The following is a 22,771-nucleotide window of genomic DNA, read 5'->3' as shown; positions in this document are numbered from 1 at the left end:
ACGTGACGTATCTGATGCGTCGACGACGGGGTGCGTTTCTGGTCCACGGCCCGGTGGATGGGACGCCCACCGGACCCGCCCGATAGGACGATTAGTCCAGTTCGCGCTTTAACTCGTCGAGCAACTGGAGCGCCTCCAGCGGCGTCGTGTCGGCGAGACTCGCCGAGCGCAGGCGTTCGGCCACCGAGAGCGGCACGTCCGGGTCGCCGTCGGCGGCGACGGGCGGGTCGCGGTCCGCCGTCGCGGACGCATCGTCGGGCACGTCGGCGGTCGACGGGTCGCCGACATCCGCGGGTGACTCGCTCTCGGCCGCGCCAGCCGCAGTTGCCGTGGCGGACCCGCCCTCGCCAGCGCCGGCCAGAAGCGCCCGCGAGCGCTCCACGACGGGGTCGGGGACGCCCGCCATGCTGGCCACTTCGACGCCGTAGGAGGCGGTCGCCGAACCCGGCCGGAGTTCGTGGCTGAATGTCACGGACTCCCCCTCACGCTCTGCGGCGAAGTGGCGGTTGAACGCGCCGGACAGGTCCCTCGCCACGTCGGTGAGGTCGTGGTGGTGCGTGGCGAAAAGCGTCGTCGAGCCGACCTCGTCGTGGAGGTACTCGGTGACTGCCCGCGCGATGGCGAACCCGTCCGTCGTGCTGGTGCCGCGGCCGACTTCGTCCAGTAGGACGAGCGAGTCGTCGGTGGCGGCCCGCAGAATTTCGGACAGTTCGGTCATCTCGACCATGAACGTCGACTGGCCGCCGGCGATGTCGTCGCTCGCGCCGACTCGGGTGAACACGCGGTCGACGATCCGGAGTTCGGCGGCGTCGGCGGGGACGAAACTCCCGACCTGCGCGAGGACGCAGATCAGCGCCACTTGACGCATGTACGTCGACTTCCCGCTCATGTTCGGACCGGTGATGACCCCGACGAAGGCGTCGCCGTCGAAGGAGGCGTCGTTGGGGACGAACGACTCCTGGGTACGCTCGACAACGGGGTGACGTCCGTCCTCGATCCGGATGCGGTCGTCGACCATCTCGGGCCGCGAGTAGTCGTGCTTGGCGGCTACCTCCGCGAGCGCCACGAGAGCGTCGAGTTCCGCGACCGTGTCGGCCAGGCGCTGGACGCGCTCGGACTCCGCGGCGACCGTCGAGCGCACGTCGCGGAACAGTTCGTACTCCAGGTCGTCGGCGCGCTGTTCGGCCCGGATTATCTCGTCCTCTCGATCCTTCAGTTCCGGGGTGTAGAACCGCTCGGAGTTCTTGAGCGTCTGCCGGCGCGTGTAGTCGTCCGGCACGCGGTCCAGATTCGGGTTCGTCACCTCGATGTAATAGCCGTGGACGGAGTTGTGCCCGACTTTCAGCGAGTCGACGCCGGTGCGCTCGCGCTCCTGCGCTTCGAGGCTGTCTATCCACTCCTTGCCCGACTGCTCCGTCTCGCGCAGTTCGTCGAGTTCGTCGTCGTAGCCGCGCGCTATCAGGCCGCCCTCGGTTATCTCGGCGGGCGGGTTCTCCCGGATCGCCTCGCCGATCAAGTCACGGACGTCCGCCAGTTCGTCGAGGTTCCCGCGGATCGCTCGAAGCCGCTCCGTCTCGGCGTCCGCGAGGGACGCTTTCAGCTCCGGCACCACGTCTAGCGTCTCCTTCAAGGAGCGGAGGTCCCGCGCGTTCGCTCGGCCGCGGGAGACGCGAGCAATGAGCCGTTCGATGTCGTACACGTCCCGCAGGCGGTCGTGGACCGACTCGCGGGTCCGGACGCGTTCGGTCCACTCAGCGACGGCCGCGTGTCGGGCCTCGATGCGGTCGCGGTCAACCAGCGGTCGCCGGAGCCAGTCTTTCAGCTTCCGACTCCCGATGGCGCTCGCCGTCTCGTCCAGCACGTCGACGAGGGTCGCGCCGTCCGCGCCGTGGACGCCCCGGCGCTCGAACAGTTCGAGGCTTCGGAGCGCCACCGCGTCCATCAGCATGTACTCCCGCGGGTCGTACCGGGTCAGGTGATTGAGATAGTCGAGGTGGCCGTCCCGTCCGTCGGGGGACGACTCCGAATCCCGCTGCGCCCGCAGGTCGTCGGCCGACTTGCCGCCGCCGCGCGTGTACTCGGCGTAGGCGAGCAGCGCCCCGCAGGCCCGTATCTCCGCGTCCGATGCGAGCAGGCGGTCCGGCGAGCCGAAGTAGGCGGCGACTTTCTCGCGGGCCGCGTCGCTCTCGAACGCCGCCTCGTCGTACGGCGTCACCATGCAGTCCGCGGAGAAGACCTCTTTCGCCCCGACGCACACGTCCGGACCGGTGATAGCCTCCGGCGGCGCGAACCGGCCGACCTCGTCGGCGACGGTCGACACCGAATCGGTGCCGGTCACGTAGAAGTCGCCGGTCGAGACGTCGAGCAACGCGAGGCCGTACTCGGCGTCGTGGCTCGGGCCGTCCCGTTTCGACTCCGCTCGACCGCCGTCGACGGGCGACTCGGTGAAACAGGCGACGAAGTTGTTGTCGTCTGTCTCCAGCAGTTCGTCTTCGGTGAGCGTTCCCGGCGTGACGATGCGCGTCACCGCGCGGTCCACGACGCCGCTTGCCTCCTCTGGCTCTTGCACTTGGTCGGCGACTGCGACGCGGTAGCCCGCATCCAGCAGCGTCTCGACGTACGACTCCGCGTTGTCTATCGGGATGCCGGCCATCGGATACGTTCCCGTGCTGTCCTCGCGTTTCGTCAGCGTTATCTCCAGCAACCGAGACACCGTCTCCGCGGCCTCGCAGAACGTCTCGTAGAAATCGCCGACCTGGAAAAGGACGAGCGAGTCGTCGTACCGCTCGCAGAGGTCGTGATACTGACTCATCATCGGCGTCAGGTCCTCGCTCTGCTCCGCCATCTTCTCGGGCGATCCCAGCGCCGGGTCCATGGCTGTCCACCGTGTCCCCGGGGAAATATACTTCTCGGAAACCGATCCGGGTCGCCCGCTGCCGGTCGTCGTCAGGACCGCTCCGCCGTCTCGGTCATTCGTCGTCGGTCGTCAGCACCGCCGTTCTCCCGTCATTCGCTGTTGGCGGCTGTCGGGGGCGGCTCCGATCACTCGCCGTTGGCGGCGTCCGGACTCCGGAACACGGTGCCGTACTCGCCCGGCAACTGGCTCATGGCGTCCTCGAACTCCGCACCGCTCGCCGCCTCCCCCACGGCGTCGGTCACCGCCCGCGTGTACTCAGCGGCGGCGTCATCGTCGACACCGGCCCGGTCCGCGACGCGGGCGACGAACTCGTCGACGCCGAACCCCGGCGGGTCGCCCTCGGCGTCCTTCAGCGGCACGTCCAGGTCACCGGGAACGTACGTCGCGAGGTCCCGGGCCTCCCCGCCGGCCAGTCGTTCAGCGAGCGTCTCCAGCACCGCCGCCGTCGCGGTCCTCGCCTCGTCGCGGGACTCAGGACCGCCTCGTTCCGCGATGGTGTCGTAGAACTCGCCGGCGGCAATCCCGACGCCCGGTTCGAGTACCGTGTCGAACTCGCCAGGCAGTTGTTCGCATACGTTCGCCAGTTCCGCGTCGCTCGCGTGTTCACCGAGCGCGGCCGCTACCGCCCGCGCGGCCGCCAGCGGGTCGTCCACGTCCGCGCGCTCCTCGACCCTGTTTAGGAACTCTTCGCGCGAGAACTCCTCGGCCTCGTCCGGGTCGACGTTCGTGAGCGCGTCCCCCACTTCGTCGGGGAGTTCGGCGGCTAGATCTTCGGCCTCGCCGCCGGTGATCCGCTCCGCGAGCGTCGTTAGAACCGCTCGCGTCGCCTCTGCGGCCGTTTCGTTCGACGCCGGTTCCCCTTCCAGTTGGACGGTGCCGTAGAAGTCGTCAGCCCCCATACTCGGACCCACGACCGCCTGCGGTTTCAGCGTTGACAGCCCTCGGCCGGGTGACACGCCGCCGCGATAGTGTGCCTGCATCGCCCACCCCCGAAAGGAGAAAACGCGTGGAACAGCTACGAACGGTGATGACCGATACGACAACTCCGGGACCCGACGCCGATGTCGACGCGCCCGTCCACGTCGACACCGGGGCCGAACTGGACGCCCTCGTCGAAGAACACGACGTCGTCCTCGTCGATTTCTACACGAAGGGCTGTACGCTCTGTCAGGCGGTCGAGCCAGTCATCGGTACCGTTGCCCGCGCGACCGACGCGGTCGTCGCGATGTGCAACCCGCGGACCGACCTCGACCTCGTCGACGAGTACGACGTGCGAAGCGTTCCGACGCTGCTTCTATTTGCCGACGGCGAAGCGGTCGACCGCCGCGCCGACGGATTCGTCGAAGCCGACGAACTCGTCGACATGGTCGAACAGTTCACCTGACGGACTCACGCACCGTCCGCGGCCGCCCGAGGTCGTTACCGGCGACGGCGTAGGGCGACCAGCGCCGCAGCCGCGAGCGCGACCGCGGCCACGACCGGGCCGAACCCCGGCTGGCCTTCAGTCGAGGCCGCCTCGACTTCCGATCCCTCGCTCGTCGCAGCGGTCGTCTCGTCGGACGTCTCGGTCGCCGCTTCGCTGACGGATACCGTCGCCGTGGCGTTCCCCACCGCGACGTCGTACGTGCCCGCCTCGTCGAACGTCGGTTCGAACGCGACGGTGACCGACCCGTCTTCGGGGACGGTCGCGTTGCGGGTGGCCCGCTCCTCGCCGTCGACCTGCAGGGTCACCGTCGTCGACCCGTCGGTCGCGCCGTCGTTCGTCACGGTCGCCTCGACGGTGGCGGCGTCGCCGACCGTCGCGTCGTCGCTCGTGGTGACGTCCGTCACGTCGACTGCCGGGCGGTCGACGCCGACAGCGAAGACGGTGTCGTTGCCGACGCCGCCGGCGTCGATGTCGTAGGCTCGGCCGCCGATGGCGATCTTGCTCTCCGTCTCAACGCGTTCCCAGCCGTCGTCGGAGTGAACCATCGCCGTCACGTCCGACGGGTCAGCGTCGAGGGCGGCGAACTGTTCCTCGCTCATCGTCACCCGGAACGACTCGTTTTCGAGCGGCAGGTCGTGCGCGACCGAGAGGTACGACACGGGTTCGAAGCTCTCCGCCGACGCGTCCTCGCTCACCGGCGACGTCTCGCTCGCCGCGACCGACAGGGTTCCGTCGGCGTCCGCGGTGAGCGCTGTCGACAGGTCCTCGAACGCGACCGCGGTCGTGCCGACATCGTGCTCTGCGAGGGCGATGTCGACCGGTTCGCCGCCGTTCCCGTTCAGCACGGTTGCGGTGACGCCGTCGTCGTCGCTCTCCACGTCGACGGTCATTATCGGTTCGCTGTTGGAGACGGGCACGCCGCCACCGGCGCTGCTGCCACCGTTGTCGTCGCTGTCGTCTTCGTCATCACCGTCGTTTCCGTCGTCACCATCGTTTCCGTCGTCATCATTGCCGTCATCACCGTCGCTTCCGTCGTCGCCATCGCTTCCGTCGTCGCCATCGCTTCCGTCGTCGCCATCGCTTCCGTCGTCACCATCGCCGTCATCACCGTCACTACCGTCGTCGCCGTCACTACCGTCATTCCCATCGCCGCCGTCGCTACCGTCATCACTATTGTCGCCGTCACTACCGTCGCTGCCATCGTCACCGTCGTGAGTGACACCGACCGGTGCAACGATGACGGGGTCGTTCGACAGATGTCCGCCGCGGATCCCGAGGGCGGTGACGGCGTTCGAGTCGCGGTCGACCCCGTTCGGTTCGTCGAACTCCGACCACGATCCGGCGTCCTCGTCGTACTGCCAGAGCGTCAGCGAGGACTCGTCGACGCCCGACGCGTCCTGGTAGTGGACGGTGAGCGTACCGAGCGTCGTGTCGCCGCCGCTCATGCCGACCTCGACGTACGCGCCCACGTCGGAGCGGTTACCGGGAACGTCCGGGGTGGACGGAGCCGGCCGCAACGCGACGCTACGCCCGCCGTCGAACCCGACGGACACTCTCCGTTCGCCCCCGCCGATCGTGAAGTTCTCGACGCGGTAGTTCGCCTGCTCGCCTATATCATTCGTGTAGAACGCGTTCAGGCTGTTGTTGGCCGCGTAGTTGTCGACGAGCACGTGGCCCGTGCTCTCCTGCTCGAAATGGAACCCCCACTTGTTGTCGGTCGCGACGTTCTCGCGGTATTCGAGGTCATCGGACCGGAGGTCAGTGAATCCGAGCGAGTTGCCTCGGGCGACGCTGTCCTCGACAGTGACGTTGTCTGAGAGCTCCGTTCGAACCCCGTAGAGGTTGCCGAGCGTCGTCACGTTCCGGACGGTGCTGTCGGACGTCCGGTCGTAGTAGACGGCGAGACGCCAGTTCTCGACGGTCATGTCCTGCACCGTGACGTTCGTCACCGACCGGCCTGCTCCGTTGACGTACACGCCGTCCGTCTGGTCACCGGACGGTCCGGTCTGGCTGAGGTAGTGCCCGTTCCCGTCGAGCGTCACGTCGCTCGACCGGATCTCGATGCACGGTCCCGACTCGCTCGTGGTGATATCCTGCGTGAGTTCGTACGTGCCCGGTTCGTCGATGACGGTACAGCCGTCGACGTTCGCGGCGGGAGCGGGTGCCGCGGCCGCTCCGCTCGCGAGTGCCGTCCCGACTCCCGCGGTCGCGGCGGAGAGGACCATCAGCGCTGCCGCGAACGCGACACAGAGTTTCCGAGCGGCCGTCATGCGTCGTCACCATTGTCGATCTGTCGGTTCGCGCCGTCGACGGCGGTCGTCAGGGATCGCCTCATCCGTCGCGGCGGTTCAGTTCGCCGTTCTTGCATACGATGCAGTGTCATGCTACCGTCCGAGTATCGGACAAGTACGGCCTTTGTTACGTTCGGCATTCGGACAATCAAACAGTGCCTACGTCCGCGAAAACGGCGACTACGGCGGCCGTTCGTTTCGGCCGGCTGACTCGTCGCCAGGTTCTTTGCAGGTCTCGCCGAACCACCGGCACGACTATGACTGCGTTTCCCACGGACCCTGACGGGAAGCTTCGACGCCTGTTCCAGCGACACCTCGACGTGGGACTCCACCACGGCGCACAGCTCGCAGTGTACCGACAGGGGGAGCTCGTTCTCGACCTCGCGGGCGGGACGACCGGACCCGACGGGGACGAAACCGCGGCCGACCAGCAGCACCTCCTGTTTTCGTGTACGAAGCCGTTCGTCGCCGTCTGCGTCCACCAGTTAGCCGAGAGCGGCGACCTCTCGTACGACGACCCGATCGTCGACCACTGGCCCGAGTTCGCCGACGACGGGACGGCGAAAGCCGCGGTCACCGTCCGGCAAGTGCTCAGCCACCACTCCGGGCTCACCGAGAGCGCGTTTGACGACCGCCCCGGCCTGTGGCACGACTGGGACGCCGCCGTCGCGGCGATGGAGGACGCCGAACTGACCCTCGAACCGGGGACGGCCGCCTACCAGACGCTCACGTACGGCTGGATCGTCGGCGAACTCGTCCGGCGCGTCACCGGGACGCCGGTCGAGGAGTACGTCCAGGCCAACGTGTTCGACCCCCTCGGCATGGACGACACGACGCTCGGTGCCGACGACGCCGACGACGTCGCAACGCTCGTCGGGTTCGAGGAGTTCGACCGCTGTCGCGACCCGGGGGAGGGGCTGGAGACGCTTGCACCGCGGGAGGCCGCGGCCGCGTTCAACGACCCGTCGGTTCTCGAGTCCGTCGTTCCGGCGTCGACGGGCGTCGGAACGGCCCGCGACATGGCGCGGTTCTACGGCTGTCTGGCCGACGGCGGCGCGATAGACGGATGCCGGCTCCTCGCCCGTGAGACGGTCGATGCGATGACATCGATACACGGCGACACCCGCGACGACGGGACGCTCTCCCGGCCGATGCGGTACGCGCTCGGCGTCTGGAACGGCGGCGCCGTCAACGACGGGTTCGGCACGCTGAGCGGTCCGGAGACGTTCGGCCATCTCGGCCTCGGGAGCGTCGCCGGATGGGGCGATAGCGCCGCCGACCTCGGGTTCGCCTACGTCACGAACGGGATCCGCGAGGGGTCGTTCGAGCACTGGGCGCGGGCGAACACCGTCGCGGACGCGGTGCGACAGACGTACGGGTAGGCGTCTCGCGCTACGGGCCATCGCCGTCCGCCGCGCCGCCGTACGCCGTGACCACCGCGTCCTCGCGGTCCGCGAGATACGCCTCGATATCGCCCCGCCGCCACCCCAGCGGCGAGAGGACGCTCTCGGCCGCCCGGAGCGTCCGGTCGCGGTAGTAGTCGGCGTCGTAGCCCTCCGGTTCCTCCGCCGCGAGCGCGACCCGTTCTCTGGTGTCTCTCTCGTTGTCCACTACGACGTAGTCGACGGACTGGCCGGGTTCGACGTCGAGTCCGGCGTCGTCCGCGCGCTCTACCGCCGCCGTCGAGTGCGTGTAATGAGCGTACTCCCCCGATTCCTTCGAGACGCGGTTCGAGACAGCAAGGTCCGTTGGTTCGACCCGTTCCGCGTCGAGTCGCTGGAGGTACTGCGCGAGGACGCCACAAACCGGTTCCGGCTCGCGATACCGGTCCAGTGCCGCGATCAGGTCGCGCTGAACGTCGGCGACCCACTCCGGCGTCGACCGCTGGCGACACTCGACCCCGCGGTACTTGAACGCATCCTCGCCGCCGTTCCCCCCGTCATCCCTCGCCTCCGCACCGCCTTCCGTGCCGCCCTCGCTCGCCCGCTTCCCGAAGTACTTCGTGAGCGCTCCAGCGTTCGAGTCCCGCCGCGGGACGAACGCCACCCAGTCGTACGCCGACTCGTACTCCAGGCGGACGCCGACGTCGTCGGTGATCTCGGCGGCCAGCGCGTCCAGCGGCCGCCGCTTTGCGCCCTCGCGCGGCGTCACCCAGACGCTGTCGACGATACCGTGAACTACCTCCCAGCCGCCGGCTTCGAGCGCCGCCTTCGCGTCGAGCAGTATCTCCCGGGCGAACGCGTTGATCGCCTCGTGGCATTCGATCCGGCCGAACTTCGCGTTGCTGAAGCCCTGATAGCCGAAGCAGGCGACGAGGATCCACTTCAGTGCGGCCGACCGACCCGCTAACGTCTCCCGGCGCTCCGGGTCGTCCGTCGACCGGCGCTCCCGCTTGATCCCGTCGCGGGCGTCGACGAGCGACGACAGCATCTCTGGCAGATACCCCTGCTCGTCGCAGACGGCGTAGCCGAGCCCCGGTACGTCCTCGCGGTCGGGGTGGCAGTCACAGCGGACCGTCTCCGGGCTGACGTTGCGCGTGACGATGATGTTGGGGTACAGCGAGGCGAAGTCGAGTTCGTGGACGTCCTCGTGGACCCCGACGCGCGGCGAGAAGGTGTAGCCGCCGCGGTCCGCGTCCTGTAACTGCCCCATCGTCTTGAAGAACTCCGCGCGCCAGGACCGCCAGGGGACGAGGACGTTCCGGTCGAGCGCCTCGCGGACCTGGATCGCCGTGAGGACGTTCCCGATGGACGCCCACGCGAGTTCCTGGAGCGGCTTGCCGGACCGCGAGACCAGGTCGAGACAGCCCGCCAGGTTCGTCTCGCGATAGAAGAACGTGTTCTCGCGGTCGATAACCGCTCGCCCGGGGATGCCGTACCGCGCCGGCGAGTGGCCGACCCGCCCGTAGCTCTCGTACGTCGACGCCCCCGCTCGCTTCCGGTAGCCTGGACGCCGCCCTAACTGGAAATCGACTCCCCGCTCGCGGGCCGTCTCGAACAGGACCGGTATCAGCCGCGCGGTGCTCAGGACGAGCACGTCCGGGTCGGCGCTCTCGACTCGTTCGCCCACCCGTTCGACGACGGTTTCGGGGTTGCCCGCGACCGTCTCCGCGCCGCGCGACCCGCCCCCGTTTGCCCCTTCCCCGCTCCGCACCGTACACTCCGTTATCTCCGGGTCGTCGCCGGCGAGTTCCGTCGCCGGGGCGTCGATGGCGAGTGTCCGGAGCGACCCGTCCGGCGTCGGGTCCGCGTCGGTTTCGAGGCAGTACCGAAACGCCGGCGTGAAGTCGACGTTGAACAGCCGGAACGTCCCGGATCGCTCCCAACTTCGCAGTTGGCGCGCGACCGACCGCACGGTGTCGACGCCGGTCACGTCGACCCGGAGCACGTCCGTCGGGTCCTCTCGGAACCCCGGCCGCCACTCCTCGCGGGCGGTCGCGGCGACGTTCGGATGGGCGTCGACGTGTTCGCGGTTCTCGGCGACCGTCGCCCAGTCGTTCGCTTCGAGGTAGACCGTCGGCGTGTAGTCCGGGTCGTGCTCGCACTCGACGCCGTTGCCCGTCCGCGACCACGCGTAGACGGCGTCGTCACGGAAATCGACCGTGAACATTTCTACCGCGTCGCGCCGGCGTTCTCGCCGTTCCCGTTTGCGCTTTCCGTCTTCCCGTTTGCGGTCTCACCGGTCCCAATCGTGCCCTCACCGGTCCCGTTTGCGCCCTCGGCGCTCCCGTCGCCGTCCGCGAGGTCGTCCAGGCGCTCGGCCAGTTCGTCCAGTCTGCGCTCGTGTTCCAGCGCGACGGAAAACAGCGCCGGGACGATGGGATCGGGGTGGTTCAACAGACCGCTTGCGTCGGCGTGGCGGTCGGCGTGTGCCCACAACCGGTCGAAGCGGCGCTGTTCGTCGTGGCGGAGGCCGCGGCGGTACGTCTCCCACCGCTCGGCGGTGCGCCGGAGCAGGTCCCGATAGGTCGGATTGGTTCGGCCCATCTACCGCACCCCCTCCGCGCCGGCGGACGAGACGCTCGGTTCGCGGTCCTCGTCCGGAGTCGCCGTCGCGCCGTGTATCGGATCTCGCGCTTCGAGGATCCGCGTCCAGTACGCGAGCGTCGTCTGGACGGTGCCGTCCGATTCGCCCGGGTAGACGAGCGTCTCGAACCCCTCGGTCCGGAACCGCGGGCCGAACTCGGTCCGATCGCAGGCCACGGTCGCGTCGGCGGCGGCCGCAGCGGGCGCGCCGAACTCGTCGTCCCGCCGCCGGGTGACGAGAACCGGCAGGTCGCGCTCGCGGGCGAGGCGGCCGACGGTCGCGAGACTCCGCAGGAACAGTTCCCTGCCGTTCTCACGGGGCAGTTCGTCGCCGCGGTACTGACCGTCTATCGCCGGCAGGACGACCAGCGACGTGTTCGGCGTCACCCGCTCCGGCAGTCGCTCGACCAGTGTCGCGTGCTGGGTCGGCGTGAACCCCCTTGCGACCCGGACGCGGTCGAGGACGCGCCGACTCGGCGCGAGGCGACCGAGCAGTTGCGACTGTGCGTGGCCGTGGCTGTCGACCCACAGCGCCTCGCCGCCCTGCAGGAGAAGGTGGTCGAGGACCAGCGCCTGCAGGGGACCGGTCGCCCCCTCCTCGGTCGAGAGAAGCGTGATCCCCGGGTCGAGCGTCGGCAGTTCCGGCACGTCGAGGCGACCGCCCCGCGCCGCCGTGAGTGTGCTACCGTCTGGTGGTGGCGTTCGAACCATACCGGTACGTTCCGCGGCTCGCCGCATAAGCCGAGGCGTGGCGTTTCCAGAAGTTCCAGAAGTCGTCGGAGAGTTCCCGTAACAACCGTACGTGGACGGGATCGAACGTCGAAAGCGGCCGTTTCCAGAAGTTCCAGAAGCCGCCGTCACGGTCGATTCGGTCTCGCCGCGAACAGTGCGATTCGCCCCGCGTCAGTTCAGGCTCCGATACACGCGGGCGCGGCTCGTTCCCTCGATCTCGATCAGGTCGTAGCGTGCCATCTTCTGCAGGTAGTTCCGCACCGTCCGGTCGCTCTTCGGGTCCGCGACTCGTTCGCGGTAGCGTTCGTACACCGCGTTCGGTTCGATCTCCCCGGCATCCTCGACGATGTCGTACAGTATCTTCTGGTGCCGGGTGAGGTTCTCCAGGTTCCGCTGGTGGACTTCCTCCCTGGCGTCGGGGATCGCCGCCTCGACGGTCGCGGCGGTGATCCGCTCGTCGCCGTCGCGGTCGGCTTTCCGGGCGGCGCTCCGGAGGACGCTGATCCCGACGCGGGCGTCGCCCGCCGCCGCGTCGGCGATCCGTTCGAGTTCCGCCGTGCCGACGGCGTCCGCCGCCAGTCCGCGACGGGCGCGAGCGTCGAGGATGGCGACTAACTGGTCGAGCCCGTACTTCTCGAAGCGGATCCGCTCGCTCCCGCGGAGACGACTCGTCAGCCTGTCATCGATCTGGCCGAACAGTTCGGCCTCGCGGTTGGCGATGAGCACGGGCGCGAACTGCGGCAGTTCGTGGAGGTCGTACAGCAGGCTCGGGTCCTCTAGCTGGTCGACCTCGTCGAGGACGAGCATTCGCGGCGGCCCGTCGTACGCCTCCAGCCGAGCGAGGAGTTCGTCCCCCGGCGTCGACTGACGGTGGACGTCCATCGTCTCGTTCATCCCGTCGAGGACGGCGTAGGCGCAGCGGAAGAACGTGTAGTGCCGCCAGCAGTTGACGTACTGGAACTCGACGTCTAACGTCTCCTCTCGCAGGCGGTCCCCGACGAACTGCGTCACGCAGGTCTTGCCCGTCCCCGTCGGCCCCGTCACCAGCACCGTGTCGGCCGGGTCGCCGTCGGTCAGCGGCCGGAGTACTTCCGAGAGGTAGTTCACCTCGTGGTCGCGGTGCTCGACCTCCCGCGGGACGAAGTCCGTCCGGAGAACCCGAGCGTCGCGGATCATCGTCGGACAGTGCTTCCTCGACCGACATAAAGTCGCCGGGCGTCCGCTCGCGGCGTGCGGCAGACCGAGACCCGCCTCACGCCGGGTCAGGGAGGGAATACGCGACGCCCGTCTCCGCCTCGGAGACCGCCCACAGGCGGCGGCCGACCGACCCGTCGTACGACCGGTCGTTGGAGCGCTGCTTCTCAGGGAGTCCGCGCATGTTCAGCAGGCCGCCCGGGCCGACGTAGTCGCCGCCCTCGACGGCCGGCGCGGTGGCGGCGTACAGCAGCGGGAGCGCGCCGTCGGCCGCCGACTGGGCGAAGACCCGGTTGGCGACCTCCATCAGCCACAGGCGGAGCCGCGACCCTGCCATCTCCGGGCCGCGCTGCTGGAGGTTCGTGGCGGCCCACCCCGGGTGGCAAGCGACGCTGCGGACGTCCGCCCCCGTCGCGTCGAGCCGGCGATCGAGTTCGTAGGCGAACAGCACGTTCGCGAGCTTGCTCTGTGCGTAGGCGTCCCACTCGTCGTACGACGACTCGCCGTGGAGGTCGTCGAAGTCGATCCGGCCGCGCTCGTGGACGCCGCTGCTCTGGGTGACGACCCGCGTCTCCCCGGGCGTCTCGCGAAGGGTGGGGAGGAGCAGGCCCGTCAGCGCGAAGTGTCCGAGGTGGTTGACGCCGAACTGTCGATCGAAGCCGTCTGCCGTCTCCCGGCGGGGGATCGCCATCACGCCGGCGTTGTTACAGAGCACGTGCAGCGCCCGCTCCTCGTCCGCGACCGCCTCGGCGAACGTCCGCACCGAGTCGAGGTCCGCGAGATCGAGTTCACGCACCGTCAGCGACGCGGCCGGGGCGTCCTCGCGGACGGTCGCCTTCGCCGACTCGCCGCGGCCGACGTCGCGACACGCCATCACGACGTGTGCCCCCTTCCGCGCGAACGCCCGCGTCGCTTCCAGTCCGATCCCGCTGTTCGCGCCGGTGACGACGACCGTTTTCCCGGACAGGTCTGGCATCGACGAGACGTCCCATTCACTCATACGCTCGCTAGGGACCGGCGCGAAATCTATCTGGCGTCACCCGCGGAAGTCGCCGGGACCGTCGCCCGCGGCTACTCCTCCGTTTTCCCGTCCCGCCGGTCGCGCTCTCGCGCGTCCGAGTCCCGGTCGGCGGGGTCGCCGTGACCCCCGCCGCCGGGCGTCCGGACGGTGACGGTCGTCCCCGCGGGCACGTCGACGGTCGCCTTCGCGGGCACGCGCTCGCCGCCGACGAGGTTCTCGCCGGTCGCGCCGTCCTCGCCGCCGGCGACGCCGCGGGGGAGGGTTCGCCGGCGCTCGGTGAGCAGCGACACCGTCGCGTCGCGCTCGACGGTGAGCGACCGTTCGAGGCCGAGACCGCCGCGGTGCTCGCCGTCGCCGCCGGTGCCCGGGCGGAAAGCGTAGCGCTCGACGCGCAGCGGGTACTCCGCCTCCAGCACCTCGACGGGGGTGTTCAGCGTGTTCGTCATGCCGACCTGCACGCCGTCGGTCCCGTCGCCGGCGCTGGTCGCGCCCGCGCCGCCGCCGATGGTCTCGTAGTACGCGAAGTCGCCCTTGCGGGAGCCGACGATCAGGTTGTTCATCGTCCCCTGGCCCTGCGCCGGGGCGCGCTCCGGGACGGCCTGCGCGAGGGCTGCGAACACCACGTCTGTGACCCGCTGGCTCGTCTCGACGTTGCCCCCGACGACGGCGGCCGGCGGTCGGGGGTTCAGGAGCGACCCCTCGGGCGCATCGACCGTCACGGGGTCGTAACACCCATGATTCGGGGGAATATCGGGGTCGGTGAGACAGCGCACGACGAAGTAGACGGCGCTTTTCGCGACCGCGAGGGGGGCGTTGATGTTGCCGGTCACCTGCTCGGCCGTCCCCGTGAAGTCGACCCGCAAGCGGGAGCCGTCGACGGTGACGGCAACCTCGATCGGCACGTCGTCGTCAGTGACGCCGTCGCCCTCCATCGCGTCGCGGGCCTCGTAGGTGCCGTCGGGGATCTCCGCGAGTTCCGCCTCGACCCGGTCGCGGGAGTAGTCGATCACGCCGTCGAACGCCGCGAACAGCGTCTCGCCGTGCTCGTCGAGCAGGTCGCCCAGACGCTCCTCGGCCCGGTCGTGGGCGGCCAGTTGCGCCCGGAGGTCGGCCCGGCGCTCGTCCGGCGTCCGGACGTTCGCGAGGAACAGATCCATCACGTCGTCGTCTATCTCCCCGTCGCGGACGAGGCGGACGCCCGGCAGGCGGACCCCCTCCTCGTAGATCTCCCGCGCGCCGGCGGGCATGCTGCCGGGCGTCGACCCGCCCACGTCGGCGTGGTGGGCGCGCGAGACGGCGTAGCCGACCACCTCGCCGCCCTCGCTGTCTCCGCCATCGTTCACTCCGCTCCCCTCGCCGCCGGGCGCGAGCGGCGAGACGAGCGTCACGTCGGGCAGGTGGGTGCCGCCCGCGAACGGGTCGTTCAGGGCGTACACCTCGCCGGGTTGCGGGTCTTTCTCGGCGACGGCGTCGACGGCCTCGGGCATCGCGCCGAGGTGGACCGGGATGTGTTCGGCCTGCGCGACCATTCGACCGTCCGCGTCGAACAGCGCCGTCGAGCAGTCCTGCCGCTCCTTGATGTTCGGCGAGTACGCGCCACGGATCAGCACCTGGCCCATCTCCTCGGCGACGCCCTCCAGTTGGTTGCGAAGGATCTCCAGCGTGACGGGGTCGACCCGCTCCGTCCCATCGTCCTCCGTCGCGCTACTATCGCCGTTATCTCCCGTCATGCGTCTCCCTCCGTGAGAACGAGCGAGCCGTCCGCGCGCACCTCCGCGTCCCACGCCGGCGGAACGACCACGGTGCTCTCCGCCTGTTCGATCACTGCGGGGCCGCCGACCGTCCGGCCGGTCGGCAGCGCGGCGTGGTCGTACACCGGCGTCTCGTACGCCGACCCGTCGCCGAAACGCGCCTCGCGGCGGTCGGTCAGGGCCTCGCCCGCCGCCTCGCGTTCGGTGGCGGGACTGCTCCGGGCGGCCGTCGCCGTCGCGCGCAGGTTCACGAGGTCGACTGGCTCGTCCATCCGGTAGCCGTACGTCGACTCATGGGAGTCGTGGAAGCGCTCTGCGGCGCGGGCCGGGTCGAACGACCCCTCCACGTCCACGGTGAGTTCGAAGCTCTGGCCGGCGTAGCGCAGGTCGGCGTGCCGGCGAACGACGCTCGACGCCGGGTCTCGGGCGTCGGCGAGCACCTCGCGTTCGAGGTCGTCGTACAGGTCGTCGACTCGGTCGGGGTCGGTCTCGTCGAGCGCGACGCGGTGGGTCCGGACCGCGTCGTGCTTCTCGTCGGCTGCGAGGAGGCCGTAGGCCGATAGAACGCCCCCTGCCGGCGGGACGACGACCGTCCCGACGCCGAGGTCGGCGGCGAGCGCGCCGGCGTGCATCGGCCCCGCGCCGCCGAACGCGACGAGGCCGAATCGCCGCGGGTCGTGGCCGCGCTCGACCGTCGCCGAGCGGATGGCCCGCGCCATGTTCGCGTTGGCGACGCGGTAGACGCCGCGTGCGGTCTCGACCGGGCCGTCGAGGCCCGCCTCGTCCGCGAGGGCGGCGAGCGCGTCGTGTGCGGCCTCTGCGTCGAGCGAGAGATCGCCGCCGAGCTCCGTGCTCTCGCCGACGTAGCCGAGGACGAGGTCGGCGTCGGTGACGGTCGGCTCCGTTCCGCCCTTGCCGTAGCAGGCGGGACCCGGCTCCGCGCCGGCCGAGCGGGGGCCAACGCGGAGCGCGCCGCCCTCGTCGACCCACGCGACGGAACCGCCGCCCGAACCGACGGTCGTCACGTCGACCATCGGCGTGCGGACGGGTCGGCCGTTGATCTCGGCGTCAGTTGTTCGCTCGGCCTCGCCGTCGCGGACGAGGCTCACGTCGCTGGACGTGCCGCCCATATCGAAGGTGACGAGGCCCCGGAGGCCTCGCTCGGCGACCAGTTCGCCCGCGGCGGCGTTCGCGCCGACGACGCCCGCCGCGGGGCCGGACATCGTCGTCGTCACGGCGTTTGCCCTGACCGTCGCCGCGTCGGCGATCCCGCCGTTGGCCTGCATGACGAGCGGTTCGGGCAGCCCCGCGTCGACGGCCTCGCTCGTGAGCCGGCCGAGGTAGCTGTCGATCGTCGGCGTGACGTAGGCGTCGACGACGGTCGTCGACGCCCGCTCGTACTCGCGGAACTCCGCGAGGACCTCGTGAGAGGCCGAGACGGGCACGTCGAGTTCCTCGTCGAGGACCTCCGCGACGCGCCGCTCGTTCTCGGCGTCGGCGTACGCGTGGAGCAGACACACCCCGACGCTCTCGGCGTCCACGTCGCGGATCCGCGCCGCGACCTCGCGGAGCGCCGCCTCGTCGACCGGTTCCTCGACGCCGTCCGGGGTCGCCCGCTCCGGCAGTTCGAAGCGGCGGCGGCGCGGCACCAGCGGCTCTGGCCGCCCCGCATCGAGGTCGTAGAGGTCCGGCCGGTCCTGCCGACCGATCTCTAACACGTCCCGGAACCCTTCGGTCGTGACGAGCGCCGTCTTCGCGCCCGTCTCCTCCAGCAGGGCGTTGACCGAGACGGTCATCGCGTGGGTGAACTCGCCGATCGTCGCGGGATCGACCCCCGCCTCGTCGCAGGCCGTCCGGACGCCATTCATGACGCCGACGCTCTGATCGGCGGTGCTTGGAACCTTCGCCGTGACGAGGTCGTCCCCGGTTGCGAGGACGACATCGGTGAACGTCCCGCCCACATCCGCTCCGAGTCTGGGTCGGTCCGTCATCGGCCCTCCCGGCGCTCCGTCGCGTTCGCGCGTCGCCGCGGACCGCACCGCTGTCGTGCGGACCTTGTGTCCTCCGGCCCACGGCACCTACCGCCGCGGGCGTGCCACCTGCACTCGATGAACATGGTTCGCTCGTCGGCGACTGGCCAGGTATAACCTACGGCTCGTGGCTGTGCGCTGGCGACGCACCCGAACGGCTTCCTTTTGTGTCCGAATCGCCTATCCGGGTGCATGAGCAAACAGCAGGAAGCGGCAGCCATCACGGTGTTCGCCGACTACGTGTGCCCGTTCTGTTATCTCGGGCGCGAATCGCTGCGACAGTATCAGGACTCTCGCGACGAGGAACTGACGGTCGACTGGCACCCGTTCGACCTGCGTGCGCAAAAGCGCGACGAGAACGGCGAGATCGACCACGAGGTCGACGACGGCAAGGACGACGACTACTACTCACAGGCCCGCGAGAACGTCGAGCGCCTGCAGGAGGAGTACGACGTGGAGATGGTGCAGGAACTCGTCACAGACGTCGACTCGCTGGACGCGCAGGTCGCCTCCTACTACATGAAAGGGCACTACCCGTACGAGACGTGGGCCGAGTTCGACGAAGCGGTGTACGACGCCCTCTGGAAGGACGGCCGGGACATCGGCGACGAGGACGTACTCACCGACCTCGCCGGCGAGGCCGGCGTCGACCCCGACGAAGTCCGGTCGGCGCTCGACGACGACACGCTCCGGAGCGAGGTCGGGGAGGCGTTCGACGCCGCCCACGAGCAGGGCGTCACCGGCGTCCCGACGTTCGTCTTCGAGGGTCACGCCGCTCGCGGTGCCGTGCCGCCGGAGCAGTTGCGCCGCCTCGTCGAGGGCGCGTAATCGGACCAAGGCTCTTTCGACTCTTACTTCCTCAGTCGCTTGGTAAGCGCTCTCTTTTTTCGCCCTGCCCCGTGGATCTCCGCAAAGACCATCGTCGTTTCTGACTTCGCGGGCGTGCGGAGTCCGTTCCACTTTGCACCGCGTCGTAACGGTCTTTGACGTGGAGCAGAAAGCGACTGATATGAAGCGCGAAACGCTCTCCGTCACCGGAATGTCCTGTACCGGGTGCGAGCAGAACGTCGAAAGCGCCCTCGACAACATAGACGGTGTGACGCGTGTCGAGGCCGACCACGACGGGAACACCGTCGAGATCGTCGCCGAAGAGGACGTCGAAGACGACGACCTCTACGCTGCCGTTGAGCAGGCGGGCTATGACGTCGCTGTCTGATCGGCTGCTGTCTCTGTGTTTTCTCCTCCGACCTCGCTGACCGTCGCTCGCCGGGCAGTATCTGCCCCGTGTGGAACGGAGAACGACACGGGGTACCGCTTCTGTCGGCAGTGCGTCGGCGAACTTCCCCGCGCGTCGCCGTACGGAACGAGAACCGACGCACCGCGGGGCCGAGAGACGTTCTAAGCGGCTATTCGTTGCCGGACGACTCGGTGCGGTACTCGACCCGCTTGACGGTCCGTTCGACGCGGTTTCCGCCGAACAGGCGGTCGAACACCCACAACACGGCAAGGAACGGCAACAGGGGGAGCAACAGGATCGCCGTCATCGCGGCCAGCAGATACCCGATCACGCTCATCTCCTCGCTCGGTTCGTAGTCGGAGGGTTCGGTCACGCTTCTGGGCATACGTGTAAACGTACGAACTACCCGCTATTAACTGTTGATCCGCCCGAACGCCGCCGCTCGGGCCGTTCGGTAAAACGACCGTCACGTGTGGCCCGTCGCCGGAACGGAGCGGTCCGCTGGGAGTCGGTCCGACATCGAACGTGCTCCGCGGCGCGGAGGCTACGAGGGCGGGACCGTCCCGCAGTCGCGTCACGGGCAACTCCGTCGCCGACCTCGTCCCAAGGTTTTTGCGGAAATAGATGCGTCGTTCCGTACGGTTAGTCCGATACAGACGATGAAAGACAACCAGAACCGCGACCGCGGCGTACTCACTCCGGCCGACAGGGCGTTTCTCCGCGGCGAGACGACGCTCCGAAGCGAACAGTCCGCCTACGACGCCCGGTACCGCATCCGCCGGCGCTTGCGAAACGCTATCTGCGACCTCGCGCTCCTGTTCGAACACGCGGAACCGCGCGACCGCGAGGGGGTGTTTGCGGACGACGCGCTCGACGAGGCGCTGGTCGACGCGCTCGCTTTCTTCTATCTCGGCCTCGGCGACGGCGACCGCTCGCGGAAGGCGACGTTTCTGGAGTCGATTTACCGCGCCGAACGCAAGCAGGCGGACGGGCAGTGTACCGTCAGCGCGACGTTCGACGTGGAACGAACCGACGCTCCGGTCGACGAAGTGATCGAGAAAATAGAGCGCGGCGCGTACAACGAACTCTCCGAGGACGAGTTACGTGCGTTCGCCCACTACTGTGGAGAACGCGAGAACGTCGACCCGAGCGACCTCGAATAGGCCGCTGCGGGGTACAGGTGCCGAACGTCGTCAGATGACGTCGTCGAAGTCCTTGTGACCACGGATGTCGACGCCGTCGGTGGTGATCTCGGCGAGGAAGACGCCGTTGCCGGAGCCAGTGTCGCGCTCGACGGCGCTTTTGACGCTGCGAGCGGCGATGGCTTTGCCTTCCTCGTTGGAGAGGCCCTCTTCGTACTCCTGTTCGAGGACGCCGTAGGCGATCTGCATGCCGGAGCCGGTGACGGTGTAGTCGTCGGCGACGACGCCGCCGGCGGGGTCGATCGAGTAGACGTGGTGGCCTTCCTCGTCGACGCCGCCGAGGATCGGGTGGATGGCGAAGAACGGACCGCCGCGGGCGAAGTTCCCCGCGAGCGTCGCCAGCGCGTTGATGCTCATGGGCTCGCCGCGGCGAGCCTCGTAGAGGTTCGCCTCGGCGCGGAGGCTACTGATGAACGACTGCGCACCGCCGACGGAGCCGACCAGCGTCAGCGCCGCCGTGTCGTGGATCTGCTCGACCTTCTGAACGTTCTTGTTCGAAACGAACCGACCGCCGAGGCTCGCGCGCATGTCCGTCGCGATGATGACGCCCTCCGCCGTCGCCAGCCCCACCGTCGTCGTCCCCGTCTTGTTCACGTTCTCCAGGTCGTCCAGACTGTGGTCGTTCGTCGGCATCTCCCCCACCTCGGGTTCGGCCGGGTTCGCAAGTCCGCTGTCGATAGTGTTGTTGAAGTTGTCGTGCATGATTTACTCCTCCTCGTCCTCCTCGTCGAGCAGGTCGAGTTCGTCGAGGTGCGCCTGCACGCGCTCGTCGTCGAGTTCGCTGTACTGTTCGGTTTCGACGTCGACCGTGGCGACACCGACGCCGCTGGCCTCGAAGTCGTCGTCCGAGACGGACGCGAGCGCTTCGAGCGCGAGGTCGATACCGGCGTCGAGGTCGGCGCTCTCTTCGTAGTTCTCCTCGAGATACTCCTGGATCTCGCCCCGGTCGCGGCCGACGGCGAGCGCTTTCCACTCGTTCGGCGTCCCGCTCGGGTCCGTCTCGAACAGGCGCGGTTCGCCGTTCTGGATCCCGCCGATGAGCAGTGCCACGCCGAACGGGCGGGCCCCGCCCGTCTGGGTGTACTGCTGGATGTGGTCGGTGACGTTTTTCGTCAGCGTCTCGACGCCGATCGGTTCGCCGTATCGCAACTGATTGACTTGGGCCTGCTGGCGTGCGAAGTCGATCAGCTGTCGGGCGTCGGCGACGTGGCCGGCGCTCGCGATGCCGACGTGGTCGTCTGCCTTGTGTAGCTTCTCGATGCTGTTCGGCTCCATCAGCCGCGAACGGAGCTTCTTGTTGACGACGAGGACGACGCCCTCTGCCGTTCGAATGCCGATACTCGCCGTGCCGCGCTTGACCGCTTCGCGGGCGTACTCGACCTGATAGAGACGACCATCCGGGGAGAAGATGGTGATCCCACGGTCGTACGCCTGCTGTTGAGATTGTCCTTGCATGGTAGAAGTCCGATGTATCTTTCACCTCGGGTTAAGGCGGGGCCATTCAAGTACCTTTTGTGTGTGATGGCTATCTCCGCCCGGAAGTTAGTCGGCTTCGGACTAACTCTTCCGTCGGTGCGTCGACGTGAGTCACTTGGATCTGCAAGGACAAAAGACCGTCACTGCCTGCAAGGGTCACCGATACGTTCGGGTGCTGGATCCGTTCCTAGGGGGTGACGAGTGGTCCCCGCTGATACGTCCATCTCTGAGACGAACCTGTCGTACGGCGGTGACGTTGCGGAAGGCTTTTTCGTGCAGTGCGATAACAAATAACGTGCCGGATGCAGGCCGACCGGACGACCTATATCCGGCCGTGTTGGGCGGGTAGAGGAAAGGGCGAAACCCGCAATACCAGACCGAGGGGATAGCCCGTCGGAGGACCGCAGCAGCCCGTCGCTCCGCTGTGAGCGCGGAGTACGAAGACCGAGTACCGGACTGCGCGCGAGGGCGGTCCGTGAATCGGCGGGGGTCGTACGGGCTGTGGAACGTGCCTCCCGTCCGGCTTCTCCGGCACTTACCGCGGCGTTCGTACCGACGCTTTTGGTTCGTCGCGTCGTTTACTCCGTCGTGCTCGAACTGTACCAGGCAGAAGGCTGTCCGCACAGCGAAGACGTCCGGGAGAAACTCACCGATCTGGGCCTGTCCTACGTCGCGCATAACCCGCGCCGGCCCGGCGAGGACCCGGAGGTTCTCAACGACCAGACGTACGAGCAACTGCAAGCCGTCGGCGGCAAAGACCAGATACCGCTACTTGTCGACCACCGGTACGGTGAAGTCATCGCCGAGAGCGACGACATTCGGGACTACCTCGCGGAGCGATACAGCGACGCGCGGTGACGGTCGAACGTCAGCCGGTGACGATAACGATATAACGGCGTCCGGAGACGGTTCTCGGCGAGCGAGCGGAAAGTGACTCTTTTATTGCATCCCGCAAAGCGTCAGTCCGTTCACGGTGCCATAAGTTATGGGTATGCAACAAAGTAAATAGGAGAATTCACGGAACTGATCACAGACTGCTTCAAAATGTGTTGTCTGAACTTCACTGGGATAAGATTTTAGTGGGGATCCGTTGTAGTGATCACTGAGGGTGGTGACAGTATGACAGATAGTGTCAACGATGGCCGCTCTACGGCCACAGGTCGGTCACTCGGAGTATCGCGCTACGACCTCGTTCTGGCCGTCATCCCGGCGGCGTTCATATTCGCACTGCTGATAGGCTATCTCTTCTCGCTTCCGTCACGTACCACGCTGATCGCCGCCTCGGTAGTCGGCGTCGGTGCGATGTTCGACGGACTCTTCCGGAACCCACCCGAAAACACCGGTTCCGCCTGATTTCGTCCGTCGGCACTGCCGAACGCCGGTTGTACGGTCCGGAGTGTGCCCCCACAGATAAGCCGGTCTCTGCCGTAGTTCGTTTACCAGCAACCCGGAGCCATAACCGGGGTGTG

At 68.3% G+C, this 22,771-nt stretch carries 21 protein-coding genes; 8 read left to right on the top strand and 13 right to left on the bottom strand.

Annotated elements, in window-relative coordinates; all coding sequences use genetic code 11:
* Positions 1-91: 91 nt before the first annotated feature.
* On the bottom strand, positions 92-2,875 hold the full coding sequence (gene mutS, locus EYW42_RS02775; protein ID WP_135533725.1) for a DNA mismatch repair protein MutS: 2,784 nt from the start codon (positions 2,873-2,875) through the stop codon (positions 92-94).
* 167 nt (positions 2,876-3,042) lie between these two features.
* Entirely contained in the window at positions 3,043-3,816 is a 774-nt protein-coding gene (locus EYW42_RS02770) for a DUF2267 domain-containing protein (protein WP_202613789.1), read from the bottom strand.
* A gap of 128 nt (positions 3,817-3,944) precedes the next feature.
* On the opposite strand from EYW42_RS02770, the gene EYW42_RS02765 reads away from it, so the two are divergent.
* On the top strand, positions 3,945-4,301 hold the full coding sequence (locus tag EYW42_RS02765; RefSeq protein ID WP_135534028.1) for a thioredoxin family protein: 357 nt from the start codon (positions 3,945-3,947) through the stop codon (positions 4,299-4,301).
* A gap of 35 nt (positions 4,302-4,336) precedes the next feature.
* Here EYW42_RS02765 and EYW42_RS02760 read toward each other — a convergent pair whose 3' ends face one another.
* A complete protein-coding gene (locus tag EYW42_RS02760) occupies positions 4,337-6,613 on the bottom strand; it encodes a NosD domain-containing protein (RefSeq protein ID WP_135533723.1) in 2,277 nt (758 codons plus the stop codon).
* Between the two features lie 278 nt (positions 6,614-6,891).
* Here EYW42_RS02760 and EYW42_RS02755 point away from each other — a divergent pair, with 278 nt between their 5' ends.
* A complete protein-coding gene (locus EYW42_RS02755; protein WP_135533722.1) occupies positions 6,892-8,016 on the top strand; it encodes a serine hydrolase domain-containing protein in 1,125 nt (374 codons plus the stop codon).
* A 10-nt stretch (positions 8,017-8,026) separates the two neighbouring features.
* On the opposite strand, the gene EYW42_RS02750 is transcribed toward EYW42_RS02755, so the two are convergent.
* From EYW42_RS02750 to EYW42_RS02720, 7 genes are all read right to left on the bottom strand, one after another.
* Complete coding sequence (locus EYW42_RS02750; protein ID WP_135533721.1) at positions 8,027-10,243, bottom strand: type B DNA-directed DNA polymerase; 2,217 nt, start codon at positions 10,241-10,243, stop codon at positions 8,027-8,029.
* Positions 10,244-10,245: 2 nt separating this feature from the next.
* On the bottom strand, positions 10,246-10,620 hold the full coding sequence (locus tag EYW42_RS02745; RefSeq protein ID WP_237561261.1) for a hypothetical protein: 375 nt from the start codon (positions 10,618-10,620) through the stop codon (positions 10,246-10,248).
* Positions 10,621-11,370, bottom strand: a complete 750-nt coding sequence (locus EYW42_RS02740) for a hypothetical protein (RefSeq protein WP_135533720.1) — start codon at positions 11,368-11,370, stop codon at positions 10,621-10,623. It lies immediately after the preceding gene.
* A 192-nt stretch (positions 11,371-11,562) separates the two neighbouring features.
* Entirely contained in the window at positions 11,563-12,567 is a 1,005-nt protein-coding gene (locus EYW42_RS02735; protein WP_135533719.1) for a Cdc6/Cdc18 family protein, read from the bottom strand.
* Positions 12,568-12,643: 76 nt separating this feature from the next.
* Complete coding sequence (locus EYW42_RS02730) at positions 12,644-13,585, bottom strand: oxidoreductase (protein WP_135533718.1); 942 nt, start codon at positions 13,583-13,585, stop codon at positions 12,644-12,646.
* A gap of 71 nt (positions 13,586-13,656) precedes the next feature.
* Positions 13,657-15,336: a hydantoinase B/oxoprolinase family protein gene (locus EYW42_RS02725; protein ID WP_135533717.1), complete on the bottom strand. Its 1,680-nt coding sequence runs from the start codon at positions 15,334-15,336 to the stop codon at positions 13,657-13,659.
* Entirely contained in the window at positions 15,333-17,348 is a 2,016-nt protein-coding gene (locus EYW42_RS02720; RefSeq protein ID WP_135533716.1) for a hydantoinase/oxoprolinase family protein, read from the bottom strand. Before EYW42_RS02720 ends, EYW42_RS02725 begins: the two co-directional genes overlap by 4 nt.
* 231 nt (positions 17,349-17,579) lie before the next feature.
* On the opposite strand from EYW42_RS02720, the gene EYW42_RS02715 reads away from it, so the two are divergent.
* From EYW42_RS02715 to EYW42_RS20665, 3 genes are all read left to right on the top strand, one after another.
* On the top strand, positions 17,580-18,215 hold the full coding sequence (locus tag EYW42_RS02715) for a DsbA family oxidoreductase (protein WP_135533715.1): 636 nt from the start codon (positions 17,580-17,582) through the stop codon (positions 18,213-18,215).
* A 181-nt stretch (positions 18,216-18,396) separates the two neighbouring features.
* Positions 18,397-18,603: a heavy-metal-associated domain-containing protein gene (locus tag EYW42_RS02710; protein WP_135533714.1), complete on the top strand. Its 207-nt coding sequence runs from the start codon at positions 18,397-18,399 to the stop codon at positions 18,601-18,603.
* Between the two features lie 15 nt (positions 18,604-18,618).
* Complete coding sequence (locus tag EYW42_RS20665; protein ID WP_449271863.1) at positions 18,619-18,789, top strand: DUF7577 domain-containing protein; 171 nt, start codon at positions 18,619-18,621, stop codon at positions 18,787-18,789.
* Positions 18,790-18,793: 4 nt separating this feature from the next.
* Here EYW42_RS20665 and EYW42_RS02705 read toward each other — a convergent pair whose 3' ends face one another.
* Positions 18,794-19,009 (bottom strand): DUF7535 family protein, encoded by a 216-nt coding sequence (locus EYW42_RS02705; protein WP_135533713.1) that lies wholly within the window; start codon positions 19,007-19,009, stop codon positions 18,794-18,796.
* Between the two features lie 274 nt (positions 19,010-19,283).
* On the opposite strand from EYW42_RS02705, the gene EYW42_RS02700 reads away from it, so the two are divergent.
* On the top strand, positions 19,284-19,787 hold the full coding sequence (locus EYW42_RS02700) for a hypothetical protein (protein ID WP_135533712.1): 504 nt from the start codon (positions 19,284-19,286) through the stop codon (positions 19,785-19,787).
* Positions 19,788-19,817: 30 nt separating this feature from the next.
* Here the strand turns inward: EYW42_RS02700 and psmB are convergent, their stop codons facing one another.
* Positions 19,818-20,528 (bottom strand): archaeal proteasome endopeptidase complex subunit beta, encoded by a 711-nt coding sequence (gene psmB / locus EYW42_RS02695; protein ID WP_135533711.1) that lies wholly within the window; start codon positions 20,526-20,528, stop codon positions 19,818-19,820.
* Positions 20,529-20,531: 3 nt separating this feature from the next.
* On the bottom strand, positions 20,532-21,281 hold the full coding sequence (gene psmA, locus EYW42_RS02690; protein WP_135533710.1) for an archaeal proteasome endopeptidase complex subunit alpha: 750 nt from the start codon (positions 21,279-21,281) through the stop codon (positions 20,532-20,534).
* Positions 21,282-21,890: 609 nt separating this feature from the next.
* On the opposite strand from psmA, the gene EYW42_RS02685 reads away from it, so the two are divergent.
* Positions 21,891-22,160 (top strand): glutathione S-transferase N-terminal domain-containing protein, encoded by a 270-nt coding sequence (locus EYW42_RS02685; protein ID WP_135533709.1) that lies wholly within the window; start codon positions 21,891-21,893, stop codon positions 22,158-22,160.
* Between the two features lie 261 nt (positions 22,161-22,421).
* Positions 22,422-22,655 carry a hypothetical protein gene (locus tag EYW42_RS02680; RefSeq protein ID WP_135533708.1) on the top strand — a complete coding sequence of 78 codons (234 nt, stop codon included), beginning with the start codon at positions 22,422-22,424 and terminating at the stop codon, positions 22,653-22,655.
* Positions 22,656-22,771 lie beyond the last annotated feature (116 nt).

This window comes from Halostella pelagica, from assembly GCF_004762015.1.
GTDB classification, from domain to species: domain Archaea; phylum Halobacteriota; class Halobacteria; order Halobacteriales; family Natronoarchaeaceae; genus Halostella; species Halostella pelagica.
Note: the sequence above shows the minus strand (reverse complement) of the source record. Positions and strands in the feature narration are given on the sequence as shown.

Bases quoted from the DNA above. Each gene is read 5' to 3' on its own strand.
- mutS (WP_135533725.1), bottom strand. From the start codon at position 2,875: ATGGACCCGGCGCTGGGATCGCCCGAGAAGATGGCGGAGCAGAGCGAG.
- EYW42_RS02770 (WP_202613789.1), bottom strand. From the start codon at position 3,816: ATGGGGGCTGACGACTTCTACGGCACCGTCCAACTGGAAGGGGAACCG.
- EYW42_RS02765 (WP_135534028.1), top strand. From the start codon at position 3,945: ATGACCGATACGACAACTCCGGGACCCGACGCCGATGTCGACGCGCCC.
- EYW42_RS02760 (WP_135533723.1), bottom strand. From the start codon at position 6,613: ATGACGGCCGCTCGGAAACTCTGTGTCGCGTTCGCGGCAGCGCTGATG.
- EYW42_RS02755 (WP_135533722.1), top strand. From the start codon at position 6,892: ATGACTGCGTTTCCCACGGACCCTGACGGGAAGCTTCGACGCCTGTTC.
- EYW42_RS02750 (WP_135533721.1), bottom strand. From the start codon at position 10,243: ATGTTCACGGTCGATTTCCGTGACGACGCCGTCTACGCGTGGTCGCGG.
- EYW42_RS02745 (WP_237561261.1), bottom strand. From the start codon at position 10,620: ATGGGCCGAACCAATCCGACCTATCGGGACCTGCTCCGGCGCACCGCC.
- EYW42_RS02740 (WP_135533720.1), bottom strand. From the start codon at position 11,370: ATGGTTCGAACGCCACCACCAGACGGTAGCACACTCACGGCGGCGCGG.
- EYW42_RS02735 (WP_135533719.1), bottom strand. From the start codon at position 12,567: ATGATCCGCGACGCTCGGGTTCTCCGGACGGACTTCGTCCCGCGGGAG.
- EYW42_RS02730 (WP_135533718.1), bottom strand. From the start codon at position 13,585: ATGAGTGAATGGGACGTCTCGTCGATGCCAGACCTGTCCGGGAAAACG.
- EYW42_RS02725 (WP_135533717.1), bottom strand. From the start codon at position 15,336: ATGACGGGAGATAACGGCGATAGTAGCGCGACGGAGGACGATGGGACG.
- EYW42_RS02720 (WP_135533716.1), bottom strand. From the start codon at position 17,348: ATGACGGACCGACCCAGACTCGGAGCGGATGTGGGCGGGACGTTCACC.
- EYW42_RS02715 (WP_135533715.1), top strand. From the start codon at position 17,580: ATGAGCAAACAGCAGGAAGCGGCAGCCATCACGGTGTTCGCCGACTAC.
- EYW42_RS02710 (WP_135533714.1), top strand. From the start codon at position 18,397: ATGAAGCGCGAAACGCTCTCCGTCACCGGAATGTCCTGTACCGGGTGC.
- EYW42_RS02705 (WP_135533713.1), bottom strand. From the start codon at position 19,009: ATGCCCAGAAGCGTGACCGAACCCTCCGACTACGAACCGAGCGAGGAG.
- EYW42_RS02700 (WP_135533712.1), top strand. From the start codon at position 19,284: ATGAAAGACAACCAGAACCGCGACCGCGGCGTACTCACTCCGGCCGAC.
- psmB (WP_135533711.1), bottom strand. From the start codon at position 20,528: ATGCACGACAACTTCAACAACACTATCGACAGCGGACTTGCGAACCCG.
- psmA (WP_135533710.1), bottom strand. From the start codon at position 21,281: ATGCAAGGACAATCTCAACAGCAGGCGTACGACCGTGGGATCACCATC.
- EYW42_RS02680 (WP_135533708.1), top strand. From the start codon at position 22,422: ATGACAGATAGTGTCAACGATGGCCGCTCTACGGCCACAGGTCGGTCA.